Here is an 18,983-nt window from a genome sequence, read left to right as displayed (position 1 = left end):
AGCGAACCTTGACCATGGCATTTTTTGAAACCACAAGCCCAAAGATTCCTGTACAGGGTGGTAGTAATAGCAATGCCTATCGATTTGATTATCCAGAAATTTTTGTTTTAATACTAACGGTCGTATTGCTCGCAATACATTACAACTTTAGTCCGACGTCGATGGCGCTCGCTGTCGTGGTTTGTCTGCCGAGTTTGCTGATTTTAATCTATAACTATCGCCGGCCAGCCAGTTTTTGGACGTCTAACATTGTTATTATTTTATCTTCAGCGGTCATAGGTTCGATACAGTTTTGTGCAGTGATTTCGCTCAGTCTAGCAGCGCTCATCGGTCTGCGGATTATTCTTAGTAGCCCTGAAAACCATCTTAAACTTCTCGCTGCATCAGTAGTGACGGTCATTGTCTTTTATTACGTCAGTGTGACTTTAAATAGCACGGAGATGGACTGTCACGACAGCTTTGTTACCCCTGCGGTGTTATTGGCCAGTATGATTGTGATACTGTGCCATTTTCGCCATGTTTATCGTGATTATGTAGATTATGAAGCGCGAGCGCGGCAAGCGGCTGGACGTCTAAATACCATGGTTTCTGTCATTAATAAATTGACGCGCTTTGTACCGCCGCAAGTTTGGGAACCAATCGTTAAATCTGACAGTCCCGTTAGCGTCGAAAATAAACGTGCCAAACTGACGATGATGTTTTCAGATATTGTCGGCTTTACAGAATTGTCCGATAGTCTGAGCGCTGACAATTTGGCGGACATTCTAAATACCTATATGCATTGTATGACGTTAATCGCCAATAAGCACGGCGCGGTGCTGGATAAGTTTATCGGCGATGGGATGGTGTGCTTTTTTGGGGAGCCGAACAGTCGAGGGCCGCGCCAAGATGCGCTTGATTGTGTGGCAATGGCGATAGATATGCGCCGTGAAATGCGCACCTTGCGGCAAAAATGGCGGCTGCTCGGTTTCGAGGGACTATATATCCGTATCGGCATTACCACCGGCTACTGTCACGTCGGCAATTTTGGCAATAACAACCGTTTGAGCTATACGCTGATTGGGAAAGAGGCCAACCTTGCGTCAAGGCTTGAGGCAGTCGCGGGTAAAGGCCAGATATTTATTAGCGAAAGTACCCATGATTATATTTCGCATGATTATGACTGTGAATATGTCGGTGCTTTTCAGCTCAAAGGTTTTGATAATAAGGTAAGCGCGTGGCAAGTACTCGACCCTGATGAAAATAAAGGTCAGTTGTCAAAATGGGTGGATCATACGCTACCTGGTTTTAATTTGCATTTGAACTTTAAAGACATGCAAAATAATGACTATCAAGATATCAGAAATCGCTTGAATCTAGCGCTTGCCCGTATCGAACAAGAAGAGCAGGCGGCGCTGCTTGAGATAGTCACAGCAAGTAAGCAGGAAAATATCAGTCATAATTAGGTACAGATTGATTGCGACTTGAAAGTATTTATAAAAAGAAAAATCCAGTTATTTATCATAACTGGATTTTTTAGTTTCATTTCATGCTTCAGCTTTATTATTTAATGATTTTCTTTCGCATGGTTTAACGTGTATTTAGGAATCTCAATCGTTAAATCATCATCTTCAAGCATCACTTGGCACGATAGGCGTGAATCAGGCTCCAGACCCCACGCGCGATCTAATAAATCCGCTTCGATATCGTCCATCTCATCTAAGGTGTTAAAGCCCTTACGCACCACGACATGACAAGTAGTACAGGCTTTTGACATCTCGCAGGCATGTTCAATCTTGATGCCTTTTTCAAGTAGCGCTTTACATAAGTTTGTGCCCGATTCTAGCTCGACTTCGGTGCCTTCTGGGCAGATTTCATGGTGAGGTAATATTGTAATTTTTGGCATAAGTTATTCGTCCGCTGCTAATCAATTAAAAATAAAAAAGGTCAATCTAGTACAGTTGCTAAGTGAGTGTCTTAAGCGCCTATCATATGATTGGTATAAATGCTATCTACTACCAATCTTGCGCACTGGTACCCGACATACTTGCTTTGACGCTTTGATTCATAATACACGCGGCAAAAGCATCACTGTGTGGCTTTAATTTGCCTTGCGCGCTTTCAATAACGGTTAAGTCGTCGGTGCTAAGCGCGGTTTGCAAGGCTTGCATGCTCTCGGTCAACGACCGCTGCTCTTCAGGTGTGATTAACGCCGCAAACTCGTTAAGCGCCGACTGTAGCGCCAATAATTCACGTTCCGCTTCTACTTTGGTTTCAATTAGCGAGCGCGCATTTTTGTCTTCTTCCGCATACTTAAAGCCTGCGATTAATAATTGCTCTTTTTGCTCATCAGACAGACCATAAGATGGCACAATATCAATTTTACTTTCAGTCTTGGTCGTTGTTTCTTGCGCACTGACGGTCAGCTGACCATTGGCATCAATACTAAAGGTCACTTCGATACGCGCAAAGCCCGCTTTCATCGGCGGAATACCATATAGCTCAAAGCGTCCAAGTGAGCGGCAGTTATCCACTGTTTCACGCTCGCCTTGCACCACATGAATGACCATGCCGGTTTGACCATCTTGGTAAGTGGTAAAGACTTGGCGTTTTTTGACGGGAATAGGGGTGTTGCGCGGAATCAGCACTTCAACCAAGCCGCCCATAGTCTCAAGACCGAGCGATAAAGGCGTCACATCGAGTAATAACAAGCTATTATCGCTGTCACCATTGACCAATTGTTGCGCGGTTTGGGCAGCACCTAAAGCCACAACTTCATCTGGATTAAGACGGCAAAGCGGTTCTTTAGCAAAGAAATCTGCCACCACCTGCTGCACCGCAGGCATACGCGTAGAACCACCGACCAAAATGACTTCATCTAAGTCAGCGACAGATAATTTGGCATCACGCAATACTTGCTCGCAGACACTTAGCGTGCGGCGGCTGACAGGCTCTGCAATTGTTATCAAATCGTCGCGGCGTAACACACCTTGAAAAGAGCGCTCATTAACAACAATGTCGATATCGACTTGCTCAGCATCGGTCAATGCTTGTTTATAGCTTTTTGCTTGTTGGGCGAGTATGGATTTGTCGTGCAGGCTCACGTCTTTAGGGTCAATATTTAACTGCTTAATCAGCCAATTGGTCAGTAAGCGGTCGATATCATCACCGCCAAGCGCACTATTGCCGCCCGTTGCTAAGACTTCAAACACGCCATCGCTGAGCTTTAAAATAGATACATCAAAAGTACCACCACCCAAATCATAGATTAAGTAGTAGTTTTCACTATTGTCATCAGTAGGCTGATCAAGACCGTAGGCAACGGCGGCTGCGGTAGGCTCATTTAATAAACGCAAAACGTTAATACCAGCAGCTTGCGCCGCATCTTTAGTAGCTTGACGCTGCGCTTCATCAAAATAGGCGGGCACAGTAATCACCGCACCTTGTATGCTGTCATCTGGCAAAGCGCTTGCGGCACGTTGCTCTAGCGCGGCTAAAATACGCGCTGACACTTCGACAGGAGAGACTTCACCCTGCGCCGTCACAAAAGCTGGCATGGCATCTTTGCTGCCACTTAACTCATAGGGATGGGAGAATTTAATATCGGCTTGGCTACGGCCCATAAAGCGCTTAGCCGAGACGATGGTATTTTTTGGATCATCTGCTAAATGGGTAAGGGCATCATAGCCGACTAAGGGCTTGCCAGCACTTGGATAGTAGACCACCGACGGCAATAAGGTATCGGTCGTTGTATCGGCTTGCAAAACTTGCGCCTTGCCTGAGCGTACCACAGCGACCAATGAGCGCGTCGTACCAAGGTCAATTCCTAGGCCAAAACGATGTTGATGAGGTTGGGCACTTTGATTGGGTTCGGCAATTTGCAATAAAGACATAAGAAAACTCAAAGATAAAATGAATTAAGTGAAATGGTACAAATACAATATATGGGCGACTAGTATTTAAAATTTAAGTAAGTGTTTGGATTTAACAAATCATAGTAAAAATGATAAAGCGCATTTAATGTTTACAATTATACGGCAGAGGAGTGGTTATTTTAACCATATCCGCATATAAGCTCGTTACTCGTAAATATAAACAATCGTCCTTAGCATGACGTTAAACGTATAAATCATCGTCATCCAAATGCTCAGCAGACGCAACTTCATCAAGCCCTGTAGTAACATCGGCATCTAATTTCACCAAAAATTTTAATTTTTGCGTGGCATCAATCGCCGTTTGCCAATCTTGGCTCTGATAAGCACTATCAAAACGCTCAGATTGTTTATTTAGACGCTCGGTAATCTGCGGATGTAGTTGCTTCAGCGCGGCAAGCTCTTTGCCTTCAATCGCATCATCCAAATCCATACGCATTTGCATCGCATCTTCTAAGAAGTCCAGATCGGCAATCGAATGCTCTAAGTTCTGCGCCTGCCCAGCGATATCCAACAAGTAGCTGGCACGACTGTCAGGGGCACTTAACGTTTGATAAGCTTGGTTAATCAGCGCTGAGGCTTGCTCTGATTGCTGCTTAGCTTGTGCGCTATCGGCTGTATTTTTGCTATCAGCAACAAGATTGTCCGGATGATAGCGTTTTTGTAGCAGACGCAGCTGTTGATCAAGGCGCTCTTGATTGACCGCAAACTGTACAGGTTGTTCAAATAGGGCAAAGAAGTTATCAAACTGTGCGTCTGGCGTGATGTCTGTCATAGCGTCTGCCTTTGTTTTTATTTATTCTTGTGAAGATTTGCTTTTACTTATGCGCTGTTTTGTTTACTGTCTGTTTTAAATACTGTTCTTTTAAAGTTCAGTACTTACTCAGTATCTAAGCGCTAACTCAGGTTTTAGGTGCTAAGCGCTCGTATATCAATCGTTTAGCGCGCTCTGGTTTAGAGCTTTAGACGGTAAACGATTCACCGCAGCCACATTCACCTTTTTGATTGGGATTGGTGAATTTAAAGCCTTCATTGAGACCTTCTTTTTCATAATCCATCACTAAGCCATCTAAATAAACCAAGCTTTTAGGATCAATAAAAATATTGACGCCACGGCTTTCATAACGGGTGTCGTTTTCATCAGGCGTGTCAACAAACTCTAGCACGTAAGCCAAGCCTGAGCAGCCTGCTGTACGGATACCTACTCGGATGCCTTCACCTTTACCGCGATTGTCCAAAAAGTCTTGAACATGCTGAGCGGCGCGTTCTGTCATTTCAATCATGCCAACTCCCATTGACTATCAATAATTGAGATAATAATTGCGGCAAAAGCGTTTTTATCAACACCACTGCCAATAAAGCGTTAAAAATAAATAAAAGGTGACAATTACATGAGCGTTATTGTCACCTTAGGGGCGTTAGTAGCTTCTAACGTCGTATTACTCATGTTTGTTTTCAAATTCGCTACTTGCGCCTATTATATAAATAAGCGCAAGGCTTTATATAAATTTAGCTGGTTGCTTCTTCTGTTACTGCCGCAGCTGTACCATGCTTACCTTTATAGTCGCTAATGGCGGCTTTAATGGCGTCTTCTGCAAGGACTGAGCAATGCACTTTTACCGGTGGTAATGCCAATTCTTCAGCGATATCCATATTTTTGATCTCGCCAGCTTGGTCTAAGCTTTTGCCTTTTAGCCACTCGGTGACAAGCGAGCTTGAAGCAATTGCTGAACCGCAGCCATAGGTTTTAAAGCGTGCATCTTCGATGATACCGTTATCATCGACTTGGATTTGTAGGCGCATCACATCGCCACAGGCTGGGGCGCCAACCATACCCGTACCAACGTTTTTGGCATTTTTGTCAAGATTGCCGACGTTGCGTGGGTTTTCGTAATGATCAATAACTTGGTCACTATAGGCCATGGGGTTTTCTCCTAGTTAGATGATGAGTAGCCACTTAAATGTTAAGTTATATAAGTAACTTTCCAAATAACTCACTTATTAAGTTTAAATATCTGTCTACTCATCGATAATTGGGGTCAAACACATATTATAAAAATGGTATTTATAATTGTCTGATGAATTATTTGGTTTAATGCTTATACCTGATAACCATTAAACCTTTTTACTATTAAAGTTTTATAAATAAATATTAATGCTCAGACCATTCTACCGAGTCTAAATCAACGCCTTCTTGATACATATCCCAAAGTGGCGATAGCGCGCGTAATTTGTCTACCGCTTCATGCATCTGTTTTACCACGGTATCGATATCTTCTTCGGTGGTATAACGACCAAAGCTAAAGCGGATTGAGCTATGGGCCAACTCATCTGGGCGACCGATGGCGCGCAATACATACGATGGCTCAAGCGTCGCTGAAGTACAGGCTGAACCTGATGAAACCGCCAAGTCTTTTAACGACATCATCAGTGACTCGCCTTCAACAAAGTTAAAGCTGATATTAATGATGTTAGGCACGCTGTTTTCTAAATCACCGTTTAGATAAATCTCTTCGATATCTTGTAGACCGTCCCACAGCTTTTGGCGCAGCTTTGCCACGTGAGCATGGTCTTCTGCATAACGCTCATTGGCCAATGCAAATGCAGCACCTAGCCCAACAATTTGGTGCGTCGGCAAGGTACCTGAACGCATACCGCGCTCATGACCACCACCATGCTGCTCAGCTTTTAGGCGAATACGAGGTTTACGGCGAACAAATAGCGCACCGATACCTTTAGGGCCATAGGCTTTATGACCTGAAAAACTCATCAAGTCAATTTTCATCTCTTCAAGATTGACAGGTATTTTACCCACAGACTGCGCACCATCGACATGGAATACAACGCCAGCTTTGCGAGTGATCTCACCAATCGCGGCAACATCGGTAATGGTACCAAGCTCATTATTGACCATCATTAGTGATACTAAAATCGTATCGTCACGTAGGGCTTCTTGTACTTGCTCTGGCAAAATCAAGCCCGTACCAGCTTGTGGCTCAAGGTAAGTAATCTCAAAACCTTCTTGCTCAAGCTCACGGCAAGTATCTAAAACCGCTTTGTGCTCAATTTTACTAGTAATGATGTGCTTGCCGCGCGACTGATAAAAATGTGCCGCGCCTTTAATAGCTAAGTTATCTGATTCTGTCGCGCCCGAGGTAAAGACGATTTCGCGTGGATCCGCATGAATCACTTCAGCGACTTGCTGACGAGCCGTTTCTACCGCTTCTTCTGCTTGCCAGCCATAGCCATGTGAGCGTGATGCTGGGTTACCAAAGATGCCGTCTACCGTCAGATATTCGCTCATTTTAGCAGCGACTGACTTAGCAACTGGCGTCGTGGCGGCATAATCTAAGTATATAAGGTTGTTATGTTGGCTCATGCTGGGTTTGCCTCGCTGGTCGATAGAGTAATAGTGTTGATGTCTTTTGTGGACATATCTTTTGTAGCAATGTCGTTTGGAAACGTGAGGTGCTGACGGTCTGAGACTGACTGCACATGTTCCATGTCTAATAATTGCGCTAATGTTATATTTTTCAAGTATTGTTCGACATGATTTGATAAAGCGCACCATAAATCATGCGTTAGGCACATTGTACCACTTTGACAATTACCGCGTCCGCCGCACTGCATCGCATCGACAGATTCATCGACAGCAGAAATGATGCTCATCACATCAATCTGATCAAGGGGCTTAGCTAAATGATAACCCCCTGCTGCACCGCGTATACTGGTGACCAAACCGCGCTTACGGAGCTTGGAAAATAACTGTTCAAGATAAGAGATAGATATCGATTGCCGCTTAGCAATGTCAGATAAAGAGACGGCGCTGTCTTGTTGGCTGGTCTGCAAAGCCAAATCAAGTAAAGCGGTCACGGCGTATCTGCCTCGAGTAGTCAAACGCATGTGTTATCTCCAATCCTTTTTATAAAAAGTTTATTTAACAACGAACTTAGTCTTGTCGTATTCCAAAAGTGCATAGTTATCAATAGGTTCTTTATAGATTTAATAGATTTATAATCGACTTATTGCTAAAGGCTAGTTAGTAGCTAGCCGTACTTGCGCTTCTATTCAGGAAAATCATCTATCGGCTAAGTGGTGTCTTGTCGCTATTAAACAGCAGATGGTTTACCCGATGTGTGCAACGATAGGGTAATTATACTCAATCCCGAGTAATTTAGTCAAGATTAAAGTGTGATTGAATGGTGAGTGTGACTTATTCCTATCATTGATAAAAACAATGATAGGTAATATTAAGGCTTAAAAGAGAATAAATACGCGAACGCGCAGGATGTGAACTACAGAAAGGAAGCAAGAGCGTTTAATAAGTCTACATCCTATTAAACGCTATAAAAAATGACAAAAAGGACTTTAAAAAACGTCAATACTAAAATTAATAACAAATTAGGTCATGATAAATAAAGCAATAATGGCAGCGATAGCGATAACCGCAAAAATAATTGCGGTAATAATAAAGGTCTTCTGCTTACTTTGCAGTTCTTTAACCGTGGTTTCAAGTTCACGGTTTTTAATGGTCAGCGTGTTGATTTGAGTTTGCTGCTCTTTAATACGCAGCTTATAACTCTCCTTTTTTTCTGCCATTTCTGCTTCAGTAGGTTTGGTCTTACTTTTACCGCCCTTAATCTTTTTAATCAGCCCTTGAATTAAGCTACCAAAACCAAGCTGCATAATAAACTGCTTGACCAGCTGTACTTGCACCGCCTCACCGCGCATTTGCAGCTTTTCAGTCGACTCAGTATCGTGGGTGATGATGGCATTAAGCACTTGAATGCTATAAGCGTTGATAATGACGTCAGGCTCACTACGGCCGATAGGCAATCTATCATCTAATAACACCCCTTTGGTAGTAAAGGTGGCGAAAACCTCTACATGAGGCAAGTATAACCTAAGCGCGACGACCGTCTCTTGCTTGGCGAGTGGATAAGCAGCTTTACGGAGTTCTGGGTCTAAACGTAACAGCAGGGTCAGCGCCGACTCGATAAACACCAATATGATATTAAGAAAAGAGTGAGACAACGTAGAACGCTTCATGTAAATAATCCGTTTTTATTGTGTAAGTTAAAGATAAAAGGACAAACAAAGGTCAAAATCAACCCAAAATGTACAATGCAATCGCGCTTATAGTAACGCCTTTAGCATAAAAAGTAACGCACGTTTCTGTCAGTTGGTCAGACACTACCTTATAATTTGCTCATCTATAAAGACACCAAAACTTATGACTGGTAATGCATTAGTCGGGCTTGGCAGCTATTTTTCGATCCAAGTTTATGCTTTAGTTTTTAATTTTGCTTGTTAGTATAAAAACTGAGTTTAAGCACCTGCATCATATTTGAGTATTTAGGTTATCAAGGCAAAATGCATAAGAGAGCCAATACAAAGATAGGTGCTTTGACGATAGGTGCTTTATTTCGTTAAATCCTATAAGCTAAAGTAGCGATTTAATAGAAAATTTGCAGCAGTTTTAAGTAACATTGAGTGTCAAATACGTAGTAGAGTGCACAAAAATATGTAAAATCGCTTGCGCTCCTTATGCTGCCTTGATATAAAGACGTTAACAAAGCGAAACCTGTTTATGCGTGAGGCCAGTGGTTTTTATTGCTTAAGTACTCTGAGAGCGATACAATACTTGGCGTGAGCGTTTTTTACCCCCTAAAACTTGAAGGAAATTTTATGAATAAGTCAGAATTAATTGATAGCATCGCCGAAAAAAGTGGTCTAAATAAAACTCAAGCTGGCGAAGCTTTGAATGCAGTAATGGAAAGTGTTGGTGAAGCGCTAGAAGCTGGCGACAGCATCTCATTGGTTGGTTTTGGTACTTTTAGCGTAAAAGACCGTAAAGCGCGTACTGGCCGTAACCCTAAGACTGGTGAAGAGCTTAGCATTCCAGCAAGCAAAGTACCAAGCTTTAAAGCCGGTAAAAACCTAAAAGAGCGTTTAAACTAAGCCGCTTTGTTTAAGCTGTACTCTTTTTAGCTATTCTATAATAAAATAATCAAATGCTCGTTGACGACGTGATACACGAATAAAAACAGCGTTGGTTGGCAGTAAAACAATAGATAGCAACTTATGACTTAACGATTCATTAAGTCATGAGCGAATGACCAAAAAAGCACCTAGAGATTAGGTGCTTTTTTTAGTGCTGAAATTTGTAGCTTTAAGTGGCAATAGTCGCCTGAATATTTTGAGTCTATATCAAAAATCACGTATCATAGGGCGCGCGATAGCGGTGTTGTATAAACAAGAGTTTTTATTAAATCTTGTTATAAACTTCGTCAATCCGCCTAATTTTATAGCGATAAAATGCACACGTTCTTCTTCTTACCATTGCCTGCTTATACAGCGTTGATATTATTAATAGTATTACAATGGTCTTTCATCAATATAGGTTAATAAAGCAGAGATAACTATGGATAAATTGCGCGATTTCTTAAAAAGCTGGCCGGGTCGCATTTTATTGATTTTGTGCCTATCGCCGCTCGCTCTATTGGGTGTCGAAAGCTACTTTGGCGGCGGTGTCGATCCCAACCAAATCGCTCAAGTAGGTGACAAAAGCGTGGGACTGTCCGAGTATCAAACTGCCGTCAATAACCGTCGTACTGAGCTTTTAGACCAAGTTGATGATGCCAGTTTATTGAATGAAGACGTGCTGCACGAGCAAGTCCTAAAGGGGCTGATTGATCGTACCTTGCTAGAGCAGCAGGCTGGCAAGCTGGGCATGACGGTTTCTGATGACACCATCAATCGTTTGCTGCGCCAAGAAGAAATCTTTAAAGATGCAGAGGGCAATTTTTCTAACGAGCAGTTTGCAAACTTTTTACGTCAACGCAATATGACAAAAAACCAGCTGTTTGCTGAGTTTCGCAACCAGTTGAGCCTAGATCAGCTCAATGCCAGCATCGTCGGTACCGCAGTTTATCCGATGCAAGCGGTCAGTCAGTTGATTGATTTGCAGCTAGAGTCGCGCAATATTTGGCTGCATCGTTTTAAATGGCAGGACTATGCTGAGCAGGTAAAGTTGAGCAAGGGTGATATACAAGCTTACTATGATGCCAATAAAGACAAACTCAAAAGCGCGGCCATGGTGGACTTGGCTTACTTACAACTGACTCCGCAAGCGATTGAAGTTAATGAAGTTGCCCAAGAAGATTTGCAGCAGCAATATGAAGCCTATAAGCAAAGTCTTGCTATCGTAGATGAGCGTAAAATTAGCCAAATCCTGCTAACGGGTAAAGATGCCAAAGCACGCGCGGATAAAATTAAAGCCCGCCTTGCGACAGGTGAGTCATTTGCCAAGGTTGCCAAAGCCGAGTCTGATGATCCGTCAGGCGAAACAGGTGGCGATATCGGACGTTTTAACCCAGCGGTATTTGGTAATGATGCACCAGCCGTGGAAGAAGCACTGGCAGGCTTGAGCGTTGGTGATGTCAGTGCTCCCGTGAAAACCAGCTTTGGCTATCAGATATTTACCGTGACTGAGGACAATGGTAGCAAAATCCCAAGTCTAGAGAGTATGCGTGCAGAGCTAACCGCTAAAGCGAAAGAATATAAACGCCAGGAAATGTATGCCGATAAAGTCACAGCGATTAATGACTTGGCAGCAGATGGCTTTAGTATTGAAGACATCGCTCAGCAAGAGAATGTGCCATTAAAACATATCAAAGATTATCGTAAAGAAAACAACCAATCTGCTTTGGCGCAGCCGGCGGTGATTAAGCAAGCGTTTGATGAATTTACCATTCAAGACCAAGCGGTGACTGCGGGTATTGAGGTTGGTAATGGTACGGTATGGGTACAGCCAAGTAATTATCGCCCAACCAAGACGTTGTCTTTAACAGCGGCGACGCCAAGAATCACGCAGATATTGCGTCAACAAAAAGCAACGGCTTTAGCGTTACAAGCGGCGAAGAAATTGGCGGCCACTATTAAAACGCCTGCTGATATTGCAAAACAGCCCGTGAAGCTGCAAGCATTGGGCGAAGTAAACCGTCAGACCACGCAATTGAGCGAAAAAGAGCGCGGCTTAGCCTTTAGTCAGCAAGCGGCAGCCAATGGCGTCGTGGCGGTAGCGAGTGAGACTGAAACGGGTGCGACATTATTGGTCGGTGATCGCATCAAAACAGAGCAGCAATCGCCGCTATCTGATGCCCAAAGAGCACAAACTGCCGCCATTATTCGTGATAATTTGGGTCAAGATCAGCTGCAAGATTATCTAGATTATCTACGTATGGTCTATAAAGTTGAGATTAATGAAGCCAATATGGCCAATGCGCAAGGACGTTAAGCGACCTATAAGGCATTTGTTAAACCCTTTTTTTAACGAGCTTTATTAAGCCTTAAATATGAAAAAGCCACTATTAATAGTGGCTTTTTTTATGCATTACAATTTTTGGTGGTGTTCTAAAAAGTATGCTGGCATCAGACATAGCCATAATTGACATAGAAGAATACCAAATCAAACACCTTAAAGTGGTTATCAAACTTCTTTGAGAAGCAGCAGGTCTTTCGAACGGCTCGTCGCAATCGGTGTCTAAGGCGACAGTTATTACCTTCTATGCCTACCGTATGCTGCTTGCCGATTTGTTTCTTGTCAGGCTTGAATGCGGTTATAAAGCTATCCCAGTTATCCATGCTAATAGAGCCATAGCTGACTTTCAGTTGTTTAAGACGGGCTCTTAGCTTCTTAGCTGTTTTCAGGTCACGTTTGCCCCAGACATAAGCGACAATCTCATTGGTAGCGCGGTCATAAGCATAAATAAGCCAAACTTTACGCTTCTTGCGATATACGTAAGTCCAGAACTCATCAACCTCTAAGCGTTCATAATAGCGCTTTTTAGGTGTAATCTTATAGACCGATGAGCCTATGGTGCTAAGGACTTTACCAATACTAATAGAGGCTATAACGGCTATGTCTCTGACGCCGCAACCTCTAACCGTCATTAGCCGTATGATGTCTTCTATTTTAGAGTGACAGCCATGATAAGTTAAGGCATGGTCGCCAATGAATTGACGTTTGCAGTCCTTACACTGGTAGTTCTGCTTGCCATAGCTTTTTATACCATGTATCGAAAAACTGGAGCTGTGACAGTCGGGGCATATGATATCTATTTGTGTCTTCATAACCTCAAATATATCATCTTGCTTTGGCTGTCACCCTCCTTTCATCTCCTCAGCATACTTTCTGACACACCACCTAATTTTTATTTACTCTCAACGCTGTTTTCTTAATAGCATTATCTTAACCGCTGATTAATGGCGGAAGTGGCGCATACCAGTGAAGACCATGGCAATACCATGCTCATTGGCGGCAGCAATCGTTTCGTCATCACGCATAGAGCCGCCTGGTTGGATGATAGCAGCAATGCCGACTTCGGCCGCGTTATCAATACCATCACGGAATGGGAAGAAAGCATCTGATGCCATTACCGCGCCTTCGGTAGCAAGACCAGCGTGCTCGGCTTTGATAGCGGCGATACGCGCTGAATTGACGCGGCTCATTTGACCGGCGCCAACACCGATAGTGCGTTGACCTTTGGCATAAACGATGGCGTTAGATTTGACGTATTTAGCGACATTCCAGCTAAATAATAAATCAGCAATCTGTGCTTCGGTTGGCTGGACGTCGGTAACGATTTTTAAATCGTTGGCGGTAATAAGGCCCAAATCTTGCTCTTGCACCAATAAACCACCATTGACACGTTTATAATCAAGCTGGCTGTCGCGCTGCTCAGGCGTTGGCAACTCGCCACAAACTAAGACACGGACGTTTTTCTTAGCAGCGGTCGCCTCCAAAACGCCATCTTCGATACTTGGCGCAATGATGACTTCGACAAATTGATTGTCAATAATCGCTTTGGCTGCAGCAAGCGTAAGTTCGCGGTTAAAGGCAATAATACCACCAAAAGATGACTCAGGGTCGGTACTAAAAGCGGTGCGGTAAGCGGCGACTTGATCGCTATCTACGGCGACTCCGCAAGGATTGGCGTGTTTTACAATCACGCAAGCGGGCGCACTAAAGGCTTTAACACATTCAAGGGCGGCATCGGTATCAGCGATATTGTTATAAGAGAGCTCTTTACCTTGTAGCTGCTGCGCGGTTGCAATAGAGGCTTGCTGGCTTTTCAGGGCATGGTTTTCGACATAAAAAGCCGCTTTTTGATGCGGGTTTTCGCCGTAGCGTAGGTCTTGCACTTTTTCTAATTGGACGTTAAAGGTACGAGAGAAATTCTCTGCCTCTTGGTTTTCATTCACGCGGCTGCCCAAGAAATTGGCAATCATTCCGTCGTATTGTGCGGTATGCTCAAAGGCTTTGACCGCTAAATCGTAACGTAGGGCAGGGGTTAGTGTCGTTCCATCGCCTAATGCTTCAAGCACGCGCGTATAATCAGCAGGGTCAGTCACAATACCAACGTGAGCGTGGTTTTTTGCCGCTGAACGAACCATAGTAGGGCCGCCAATATCGATGTTTTCGATCGCATCGTTCATGGTGACGTCACTACGTGCAATCGTCTCTGCAAACGGATAAAGATTGACGACGACCAAATCAATGCGCTCAATAGCGTGCTCATTCATGACGCTGTCATCAGTACCGCGGCGTCCTAAAATACCGCCATGGATTTTTGGATGTAGCGTTTTAACGCGGCCGTCCATCATTTCAGGGAAGCCCGTATAGTCTGAAACTTCAGTGACGGCGACATTATTTTCTGTTAGCAAGCGGTAAGTACCGCCAGTCGATAATAAACCAAAACCAGCTTTAAGCAAGCCTTGGGCGAATTCTACGATATTTGACTTATCGGAAACCGATAGTAGGGCAAGGGGAGTTGTACTCATAAGAAAATTTCCATAAAAAAAGCCTGACGTAAACGTCTGGCAAGGTAATAATGGCAAGCAGTGCAGAGCATATCGGGTTTGATAAGATCATAAACTATAAACGTGCCATACAATTGAATGTCGGTTAGCAGTGCTAAGGAGCGTGGTGAATGCGATAGTTGGTCGTCGTAAATAACAGCGACTGGTATAAAGCCATAGATTACATTAAGCCATAAGTTTTGAGCTTTTTGCGTAGCGTACCGCGATTGAGACCTAAGATTTGCGCACACTTGGTCTGATTGCCGCGGCACTTTTCGAGCACGACTGACAATAGTGGCTGCTCTATCTCTTTTAAAATAAGCTCATATAAGTCGGTTGGCATCTCATCATCGAGCATCGCAAAATACTGCCGCACCACGCGCTCTACATGCACACGTAACGGTTGGTGCGCATGAAGGCTATCGTCTAAGGAAGCTTCTACCTTATGGATAGAGCGATGATAGCCGTCTTTATAATCAGCAGAGCTCTCAATATCCTGGTCAAAATGAGTGGCATTATACGGTGCATGTGGTGGCATAAGATAATGTCCTTAAGCGTAAGCGTAAACCATAAGGCGTTTAAGCGCTATTATAACAAAGTCAAAGCCTATCAGAACAATAGATTGGGTATTACCCTATTATTACTCTAGGCTTGACGCTATTTATTGTCATTTATGACGACAGATTTAAAACATTTAGGACAAATTTGATAAAAGAGCAAAACTTTTGAATAAATCTTATTGCTTATAAATGGCATTTTACCAAGCTGAATGTTAATAAATAGGCTCGGCGTTTACTTTGTCGATTTGAGCATTGGCAACGGGGATGGTAAATAACAGCTGCTTGCGACTTGTGGCGCCCAATTGGCTCTGCGTGCTGAGTAGATAATCTTGCGGTGCTGCAATAAATTCGCCGATAAGTGCATCAGTACCATAAACACTAACTTTCACATGCGGCAGGAGTTGTGCTTGGGTGCTTTGGTTGTTTAAAGTGATGCTGATATCACTAAAGGTGTTGGCAGTCTTGATGCGGCTAGGTCGATGAGTGATATCGCTTGTACTCAAAGCCGCTAGATTGGCGCTAGGTAAGCTACAAGCGGCGATAGCACATACTTTTTGCAAGCGCTCAGCATGGGCAGGATTTTTAACCAAGTTATCTAAATTAAAAATGACATACTGTGCAAAAAGTAGCAGCGCTAATACCAAACAACCAAGTGTCCAGAGTAATGAAGCAAGCGAGCGCTTAGCAGGTATTGGTGAAAACTTGGCTTGTGCTTGCTGCCTTTTAAGGCGTGCGGCCTGCGTGTTGTCTTCGTCTTTGATAGAAACGCCCATGCTTGCGAGCAGCGCTGATAAACCTGTGTCTTTTCTTGGACTATGACCGTCTTCGTTTTCATTTTGTTCTTTGAGCAGTTTTTCAAGCCAAGACTCATCGCTATTATCATCGATACTGGCATGGATGTCATTAGCTGCCGCTGAGCTAAGGGCTACTTGGGCAGCTGATGCTGGCTCTTTTATAAGAGCGTTTGCTAAAGAGGGTTTTTCTATGGGACTAACAGAGGCGTGAGCGCTTTTATCTAGCTTTGTTGCTGGGCTTTTCGTCGACTTATCACTATTGTTTGTGGTTGAGGTAGGGGTGCTATCTGCTGCTTGCGTTAGCCAAGCGTCCATACTGTCGAGCGAACCGTATTCTAAATCTTCCTCTTCAAAATCTGCAATATCCATATCATCGTGAATCAACTGATCGTCTATCAAATCTTCTTCAGCCATATCATCATGGATAAGAATATCTGCATCTTCTGGTTCAGAGGTGCCGTTTGGCTTGGTTGTGGCTTTTGCTTCTGGCGTAACGGTAGACGTTTGCTTAATAGAAGTATTGGCGGTAGTGGATGCATCAGATTGAGGTTCATGCCCCATAGTGTCAGCAGTCGGCTCTGTATCATTCGTGACAATAAGGTTGTTATTGACCAAAAAACTGTGTTGACAATGTTCACAGCAAACATTGGCTGTTTTTTGGTTTAACTGTGTTTTTTTAATATTAAAAATAGCATGACAATGAGGGCACTGGGTTTTGATTGGCGTAGTCATAAGGTCGAATCCAAAAAGGTATCAGTATTAATACCGCATGTTAATACTGCTTAATCACTTACCAATCGCTGCCAGTTTTTTATGTCTTTTTTTATAGAGTAATCATCATAATTTGCAGGCAACGATAGAGCAGCGTTAAATACACAACATTATTTAACTGCTCCTCTATCGTAACAGATGTAATTAAATGTTGCTATCCTGTAAATGTACCAGATAAACGCTGCCAATGTTGATCTTCTTGCGCGGTAAAAGCATGCTTAGGATCGAGCGCAAAGTAAGGCTGATACGCTTCGCTGACCTGCTCGGTTTGCGATTCAATCAAGCCTGCTAACACGATACGGCTTTTGGGTGCCATCAGGGTCGCAAAATAAGGCGCTAAACCAATGAGTGGCTTGGCTAAAATATTAGCAACCATGATTTCTACGGGTTTCATATCGTTTTGTTGCCAGTAATTATTGAAGTCTTCTGGCAAAAATGCTTGCAAGCGATCATCAACGTGATTGCGTGCTGCATTTTGATTGGTCGCAAGCACCGCTTGTGGGTCAATATCCACCGCATAAACTTGACGCGCGCCCAATAACAGCGCCGCAATCCCTAAAATACCAGAGCCGCAGCCATAATCGATCACAACTTTATCGGTCAGGTCTTGCTCGGTCAGCCAATCAAGACAGAGGCGAGTAGTGGCATGGTAGCCAGTACCAAAAGCCAAACCTGGATCCATAATAATATTGGTAGCGTCAGGGTTCGGCGGTGTCAGCCAATTAGGCACAATCCATAAGTTATTGGCGCACTCGATTGGCTTATAATTGGACATCCATTCGCGCTCCCAATCCTTATCATCGACAGCGTTGACCCACGTTCGGCTGGCCTGTACTTGTGCGCCGATTTCATGGCTTAATTCCTCAAGTAATTGACGATTGCCAGCATCTGTATTGGCGTCAAACAAGCCTGTGATTATGACCTCATCCCATAACGGTGATTCACCGGGAAGGGGTTCAAATAAAGGCTGGTCGCCTGCGTCATCTAAAGCGATTGATAGCGCGCCAGCTTCTAATAACAGCGCCTCAGCGAGATCGACATTGTCTTTTTCACATTGTAAATGCAGTTGTTGCCATGCCATAAAGGTAACCTTAGTTTAAAATAAAAGTGAAGAATTAAAGGAGTAAAAGAAAACAGTCATTAAACCCAATAAAAAACGGGATAAAAAAATTAACGACTAAATCTATAAGCCTATTTTAGCGCTTATAGATTCAGTCGTCATGGTAAATACGAGAGTGTGTCCTATTAGCGCAGCGCCTGTCTGGCCTCATTTATCACGCGAGCGTTACCCTGTGCTTGTCCTGATTGCAAGATGATTTGCCAAAGGTTGCGGCGGCGAGTGCTGTCTTGAGCAACGGTCAAACCTCGGCGCGCCATCGCTTCAGCCTTACGTGGTTGATTCTTTTTAAGAGCGACTTGCGCCAAATAAAAATAGACGGCTGATGATTTGGGCGCGAGGCGCTGCGCGCGCGTAAAGCTGCTCTCAGCGCCATTTATATTGCCTGATTTTAATTGCTCTGTACCTGTTTGCATGAGATTACGAAAGGCTGGCAAGTTGCTGTTATTGGCTGTGCTTTGCTGACTGCGCTGCTGTGAGTTTTGCCGCGCCCGCTCCAATAGCTCATTATGCGAAGGAATTGATGGTTCGGATAGGATGTAATCTTCACGAGAAGGCGTAAGGATGATGGCATCTTGGCTATCAGGCTGTGTGATGATTGGACTTTGTGTTGCTGGCGTATAGACCTGTTCTGCTTCGGATGACTGCATTGTCGAAGTCGGTTGTGTAGGCACTGTATTGGGCACGGTAGAGTACTTATTATCATCGCCTTTAACAATCGGTGCTTGGGTTACCGTTACTGGCTGTTTTGCTGTAGGCTGCTGTTTTTGAGGCGCAGACGTTTGCGCAGGAGACGTTTTTATTGCTATCGGCGCCGTTTGGCAAGCACTTAAACTTAATGCGCTAATAAGGGCGCTAGTAGCAAGTATCGTATTAATCAGCTTAGTTTGCCCTTTAGAAGGAGCAGTGATAGCCTGCTTAGCGGCGACAGTTTGCTGTATCAATAAAGCCATGTTAAAACCCTTTT

The 18,983-nt window shown here is 43.7% G+C and carries 17 protein-coding genes; 3 read left to right on the top strand and 14 right to left on the bottom strand.

The window, feature by feature from the left end; genetic code table 11:
- Window positions 1-14: 14 nt before the first annotated feature.
- Window positions 15-1,445: an adenylate/guanylate cyclase domain-containing protein gene (locus RAH45_RS08980; protein WP_191689661.1), complete on the top strand. Its 1,431-nt coding sequence runs from the start codon at window positions 15-17 to the stop codon at window positions 1,443-1,445.
- Window positions 1,446-1,546: 101 nt separating this feature from the next.
- On the opposite strand, the gene fdx is transcribed toward RAH45_RS08980, so the two are convergent.
- The 8 genes from fdx to RAH45_RS08940 all read right to left on the bottom strand — a co-directional run bounded on the left by fdx (window position 1,547) and on the right by RAH45_RS08940 (window position 8,960).
- Window positions 1,547-1,885: an ISC system 2Fe-2S type ferredoxin gene (fdx, locus tag RAH45_RS08975; protein ID WP_068404490.1), complete on the bottom strand. Its 339-nt coding sequence runs from the start codon at window positions 1,883-1,885 to the stop codon at window positions 1,547-1,549.
- A 109-nt stretch (window positions 1,886-1,994) separates the two neighbouring features.
- The gene (gene hscA, locus RAH45_RS08970; protein WP_306495191.1) at window positions 1,995-3,872 is read right to left on the bottom strand and encodes a Fe-S protein assembly chaperone HscA; all 1,878 of its coding nucleotides are present in this window, start codon (window positions 3,870-3,872) and stop codon (window positions 1,995-1,997) included.
- A 223-nt stretch (window positions 3,873-4,095) separates the two neighbouring features.
- Window positions 4,096-4,686 (bottom strand): Fe-S protein assembly co-chaperone HscB, encoded by a 591-nt coding sequence (gene hscB / locus RAH45_RS08965; RefSeq protein WP_191689657.1) that lies wholly within the window; start codon window positions 4,684-4,686, stop codon window positions 4,096-4,098.
- Between the two features lie 187 nt (window positions 4,687-4,873).
- Window positions 4,874-5,194 carry an iron-sulfur cluster assembly protein IscA gene (gene iscA / locus RAH45_RS08960; RefSeq protein ID WP_068404485.1) on the bottom strand — a complete coding sequence of 107 codons (321 nt, stop codon included), beginning with the start codon at window positions 5,192-5,194 and terminating at the stop codon, window positions 4,874-4,876.
- Between the two features lie 226 nt (window positions 5,195-5,420).
- On the bottom strand, window positions 5,421-5,834 hold the full coding sequence (gene iscU, locus RAH45_RS08955) for a Fe-S cluster assembly scaffold IscU (RefSeq protein ID WP_068404483.1): 414 nt from the start codon (window positions 5,832-5,834) through the stop codon (window positions 5,421-5,423).
- Between the two features lie 229 nt (window positions 5,835-6,063).
- Window positions 6,064-7,290 carry an IscS subfamily cysteine desulfurase gene (locus tag RAH45_RS08950; RefSeq protein ID WP_191689656.1) on the bottom strand — a complete coding sequence of 409 codons (1,227 nt, stop codon included), beginning with the start codon at window positions 7,288-7,290 and terminating at the stop codon, window positions 6,064-6,066.
- Window positions 7,287-7,814, bottom strand: a complete 528-nt coding sequence (locus RAH45_RS08945) for an Rrf2 family transcriptional regulator (RefSeq protein ID WP_191689654.1) — start codon at window positions 7,812-7,814, stop codon at window positions 7,287-7,289. The genes RAH45_RS08950 and RAH45_RS08945 overlap by 4 nt, the downstream gene beginning before the upstream one ends.
- A gap of 498 nt (window positions 7,815-8,312) precedes the next feature.
- Window positions 8,313-8,960 (bottom strand): hypothetical protein, encoded by a 648-nt coding sequence (locus RAH45_RS08940; protein WP_191689652.1) that lies wholly within the window; start codon window positions 8,958-8,960, stop codon window positions 8,313-8,315.
- Window positions 8,961-9,599: 639 nt separating this feature from the next.
- Here RAH45_RS08940 and RAH45_RS08935 point away from each other — a divergent pair.
- Window positions 9,600-9,872 (top strand): non-specific DNA-binding protein Hbs, encoded by a 273-nt coding sequence (locus RAH45_RS08935; RefSeq protein ID WP_068404475.1) that lies wholly within the window; start codon window positions 9,600-9,602, stop codon window positions 9,870-9,872.
- 463 nt (window positions 9,873-10,335) lie between these two features.
- The gene (locus tag RAH45_RS08930; protein WP_102076830.1) at window positions 10,336-12,210 is read left to right on the top strand and encodes a SurA N-terminal domain-containing protein; all 1,875 of its coding nucleotides are present in this window, start codon (window positions 10,336-10,338) and stop codon (window positions 12,208-12,210) included.
- 134 nt (window positions 12,211-12,344) lie between these two features.
- Here the strand turns inward: RAH45_RS08930 and RAH45_RS08925 are convergent, their stop codons facing one another.
- The 6 genes from RAH45_RS08925 to RAH45_RS08900 form a co-directional block, all read right to left on the bottom strand.
- Window positions 12,345-13,046 carry an IS1 family transposase gene (locus tag RAH45_RS08925; RefSeq protein ID WP_306495190.1) on the bottom strand — a complete coding sequence of 234 codons (702 nt, stop codon included), beginning with the start codon at window positions 13,044-13,046 and terminating at the stop codon, window positions 12,345-12,347.
- Window positions 13,047-13,175: 129 nt separating this feature from the next.
- On the bottom strand, window positions 13,176-14,756 hold the full coding sequence (gene purH / locus RAH45_RS08920) for a bifunctional phosphoribosylaminoimidazolecarboxamide formyltransferase/IMP cyclohydrolase (protein WP_102076831.1): 1,581 nt from the start codon (window positions 14,754-14,756) through the stop codon (window positions 13,176-13,178).
- Between the two features lie 199 nt (window positions 14,757-14,955).
- The gene (gene fis / locus RAH45_RS08915) at window positions 14,956-15,225 is read right to left on the bottom strand and encodes a DNA-binding transcriptional regulator Fis (protein ID WP_228706547.1); all 270 of its coding nucleotides are present in this window, start codon (window positions 15,223-15,225) and stop codon (window positions 14,956-14,958) included.
- 321 nt (window positions 15,226-15,546) lie between these two features.
- Window positions 15,547-16,860 (bottom strand): zinc-ribbon domain-containing protein, encoded by a 1,314-nt coding sequence (locus tag RAH45_RS08910; protein WP_102076833.1) that lies wholly within the window; start codon window positions 16,858-16,860, stop codon window positions 15,547-15,549.
- Window positions 16,861-17,053: 193 nt separating this feature from the next.
- Complete coding sequence (gene prmA / locus RAH45_RS08905; protein WP_102076834.1) at window positions 17,054-17,980, bottom strand: 50S ribosomal protein L11 methyltransferase; 927 nt, start codon at window positions 17,978-17,980, stop codon at window positions 17,054-17,056.
- Window positions 17,981-18,144: 164 nt separating this feature from the next.
- Window positions 18,145-18,969 carry a tetratricopeptide repeat protein gene (locus RAH45_RS08900; protein ID WP_102076835.1) on the bottom strand — a complete coding sequence of 275 codons (825 nt, stop codon included), beginning with the start codon at window positions 18,967-18,969 and terminating at the stop codon, window positions 18,145-18,147.
- Window positions 18,970-18,983 lie beyond the last annotated feature (14 nt).

It is taken from the genome of Psychrobacter sp. van23A, from assembly GCF_030845275.1.
Classification (GTDB): Bacteria; Pseudomonadota; Gammaproteobacteria; order Pseudomonadales; family Moraxellaceae; genus Psychrobacter; species Psychrobacter faecalis.
The sequence above is the reverse complement of the archived record's forward strand: the minus strand, read 5'-3'. Positions and strand labels throughout refer to the sequence as shown.

Bases quoted from the DNA above. Each gene is read 5' to 3' on its own strand.
- RAH45_RS08980 (WP_191689661.1), top strand. From the start codon at position 15: ATGGCATTTTTTGAAACCACAAGCCCAAAGATTCCTGTACAGGGTGGT.
- fdx (WP_068404490.1), bottom strand. From the start codon at position 1,885: ATGCCAAAAATTACAATATTACCTCACCATGAAATCTGCCCAGAAGGC.
- hscA (WP_306495191.1), bottom strand. From the start codon at position 3,872: ATGTCTTTATTGCAAATTGCCGAACCCAATCAAAGTGCCCAACCTCAT.
- hscB (WP_191689657.1), bottom strand. From the start codon at position 4,686: ATGACAGACATCACGCCAGACGCACAGTTTGATAACTTCTTTGCCCTA.
- iscA (WP_068404485.1), bottom strand. From the start codon at position 5,194: ATGATTGAAATGACAGAACGCGCCGCTCAGCATGTTCAAGACTTTTTG.
- iscU (WP_068404483.1), bottom strand. From the start codon at position 5,834: ATGGCCTATAGTGACCAAGTTATTGATCATTACGAAAACCCACGCAAC.
- RAH45_RS08950 (WP_191689656.1), bottom strand. From the start codon at position 7,290: ATGAGCCAACATAACAACCTTATATACTTAGATTATGCCGCCACGACG.
- RAH45_RS08945 (WP_191689654.1), bottom strand. From the start codon at position 7,814: ATGCGTTTGACTACTCGAGGCAGATACGCCGTGACCGCTTTACTTGAT.
- RAH45_RS08940 (WP_191689652.1), bottom strand. From the start codon at position 8,960: ATGAAGCGTTCTACGTTGTCTCACTCTTTTCTTAATATCATATTGGTG.
- RAH45_RS08935 (WP_068404475.1), top strand. From the start codon at position 9,600: ATGAATAAGTCAGAATTAATTGATAGCATCGCCGAAAAAAGTGGTCTA.
- RAH45_RS08930 (WP_102076830.1), top strand. From the start codon at position 10,336: ATGGATAAATTGCGCGATTTCTTAAAAAGCTGGCCGGGTCGCATTTTA.
- RAH45_RS08925 (WP_306495190.1), bottom strand. From the start codon at position 13,046: ATGAAGACACAAATAGATATCATATGCCCCGACTGTCACAGCTCCAGT.
- purH (WP_102076831.1), bottom strand. From the start codon at position 14,756: ATGAGTACAACTCCCCTTGCCCTACTATCGGTTTCCGATAAGTCAAAT.
- RAH45_RS08910 (WP_102076833.1), bottom strand. From the start codon at position 16,860: ATGACTACGCCAATCAAAACCCAGTGCCCTCATTGTCATGCTATTTTT.
- prmA (WP_102076834.1), bottom strand. From the start codon at position 17,980: ATGGCATGGCAACAACTGCATTTACAATGTGAAAAAGACAATGTCGAT.
- RAH45_RS08900 (WP_102076835.1), bottom strand. From the start codon at position 18,969: ATGGCTTTATTGATACAGCAAACTGTCGCCGCTAAGCAGGCTATCACT.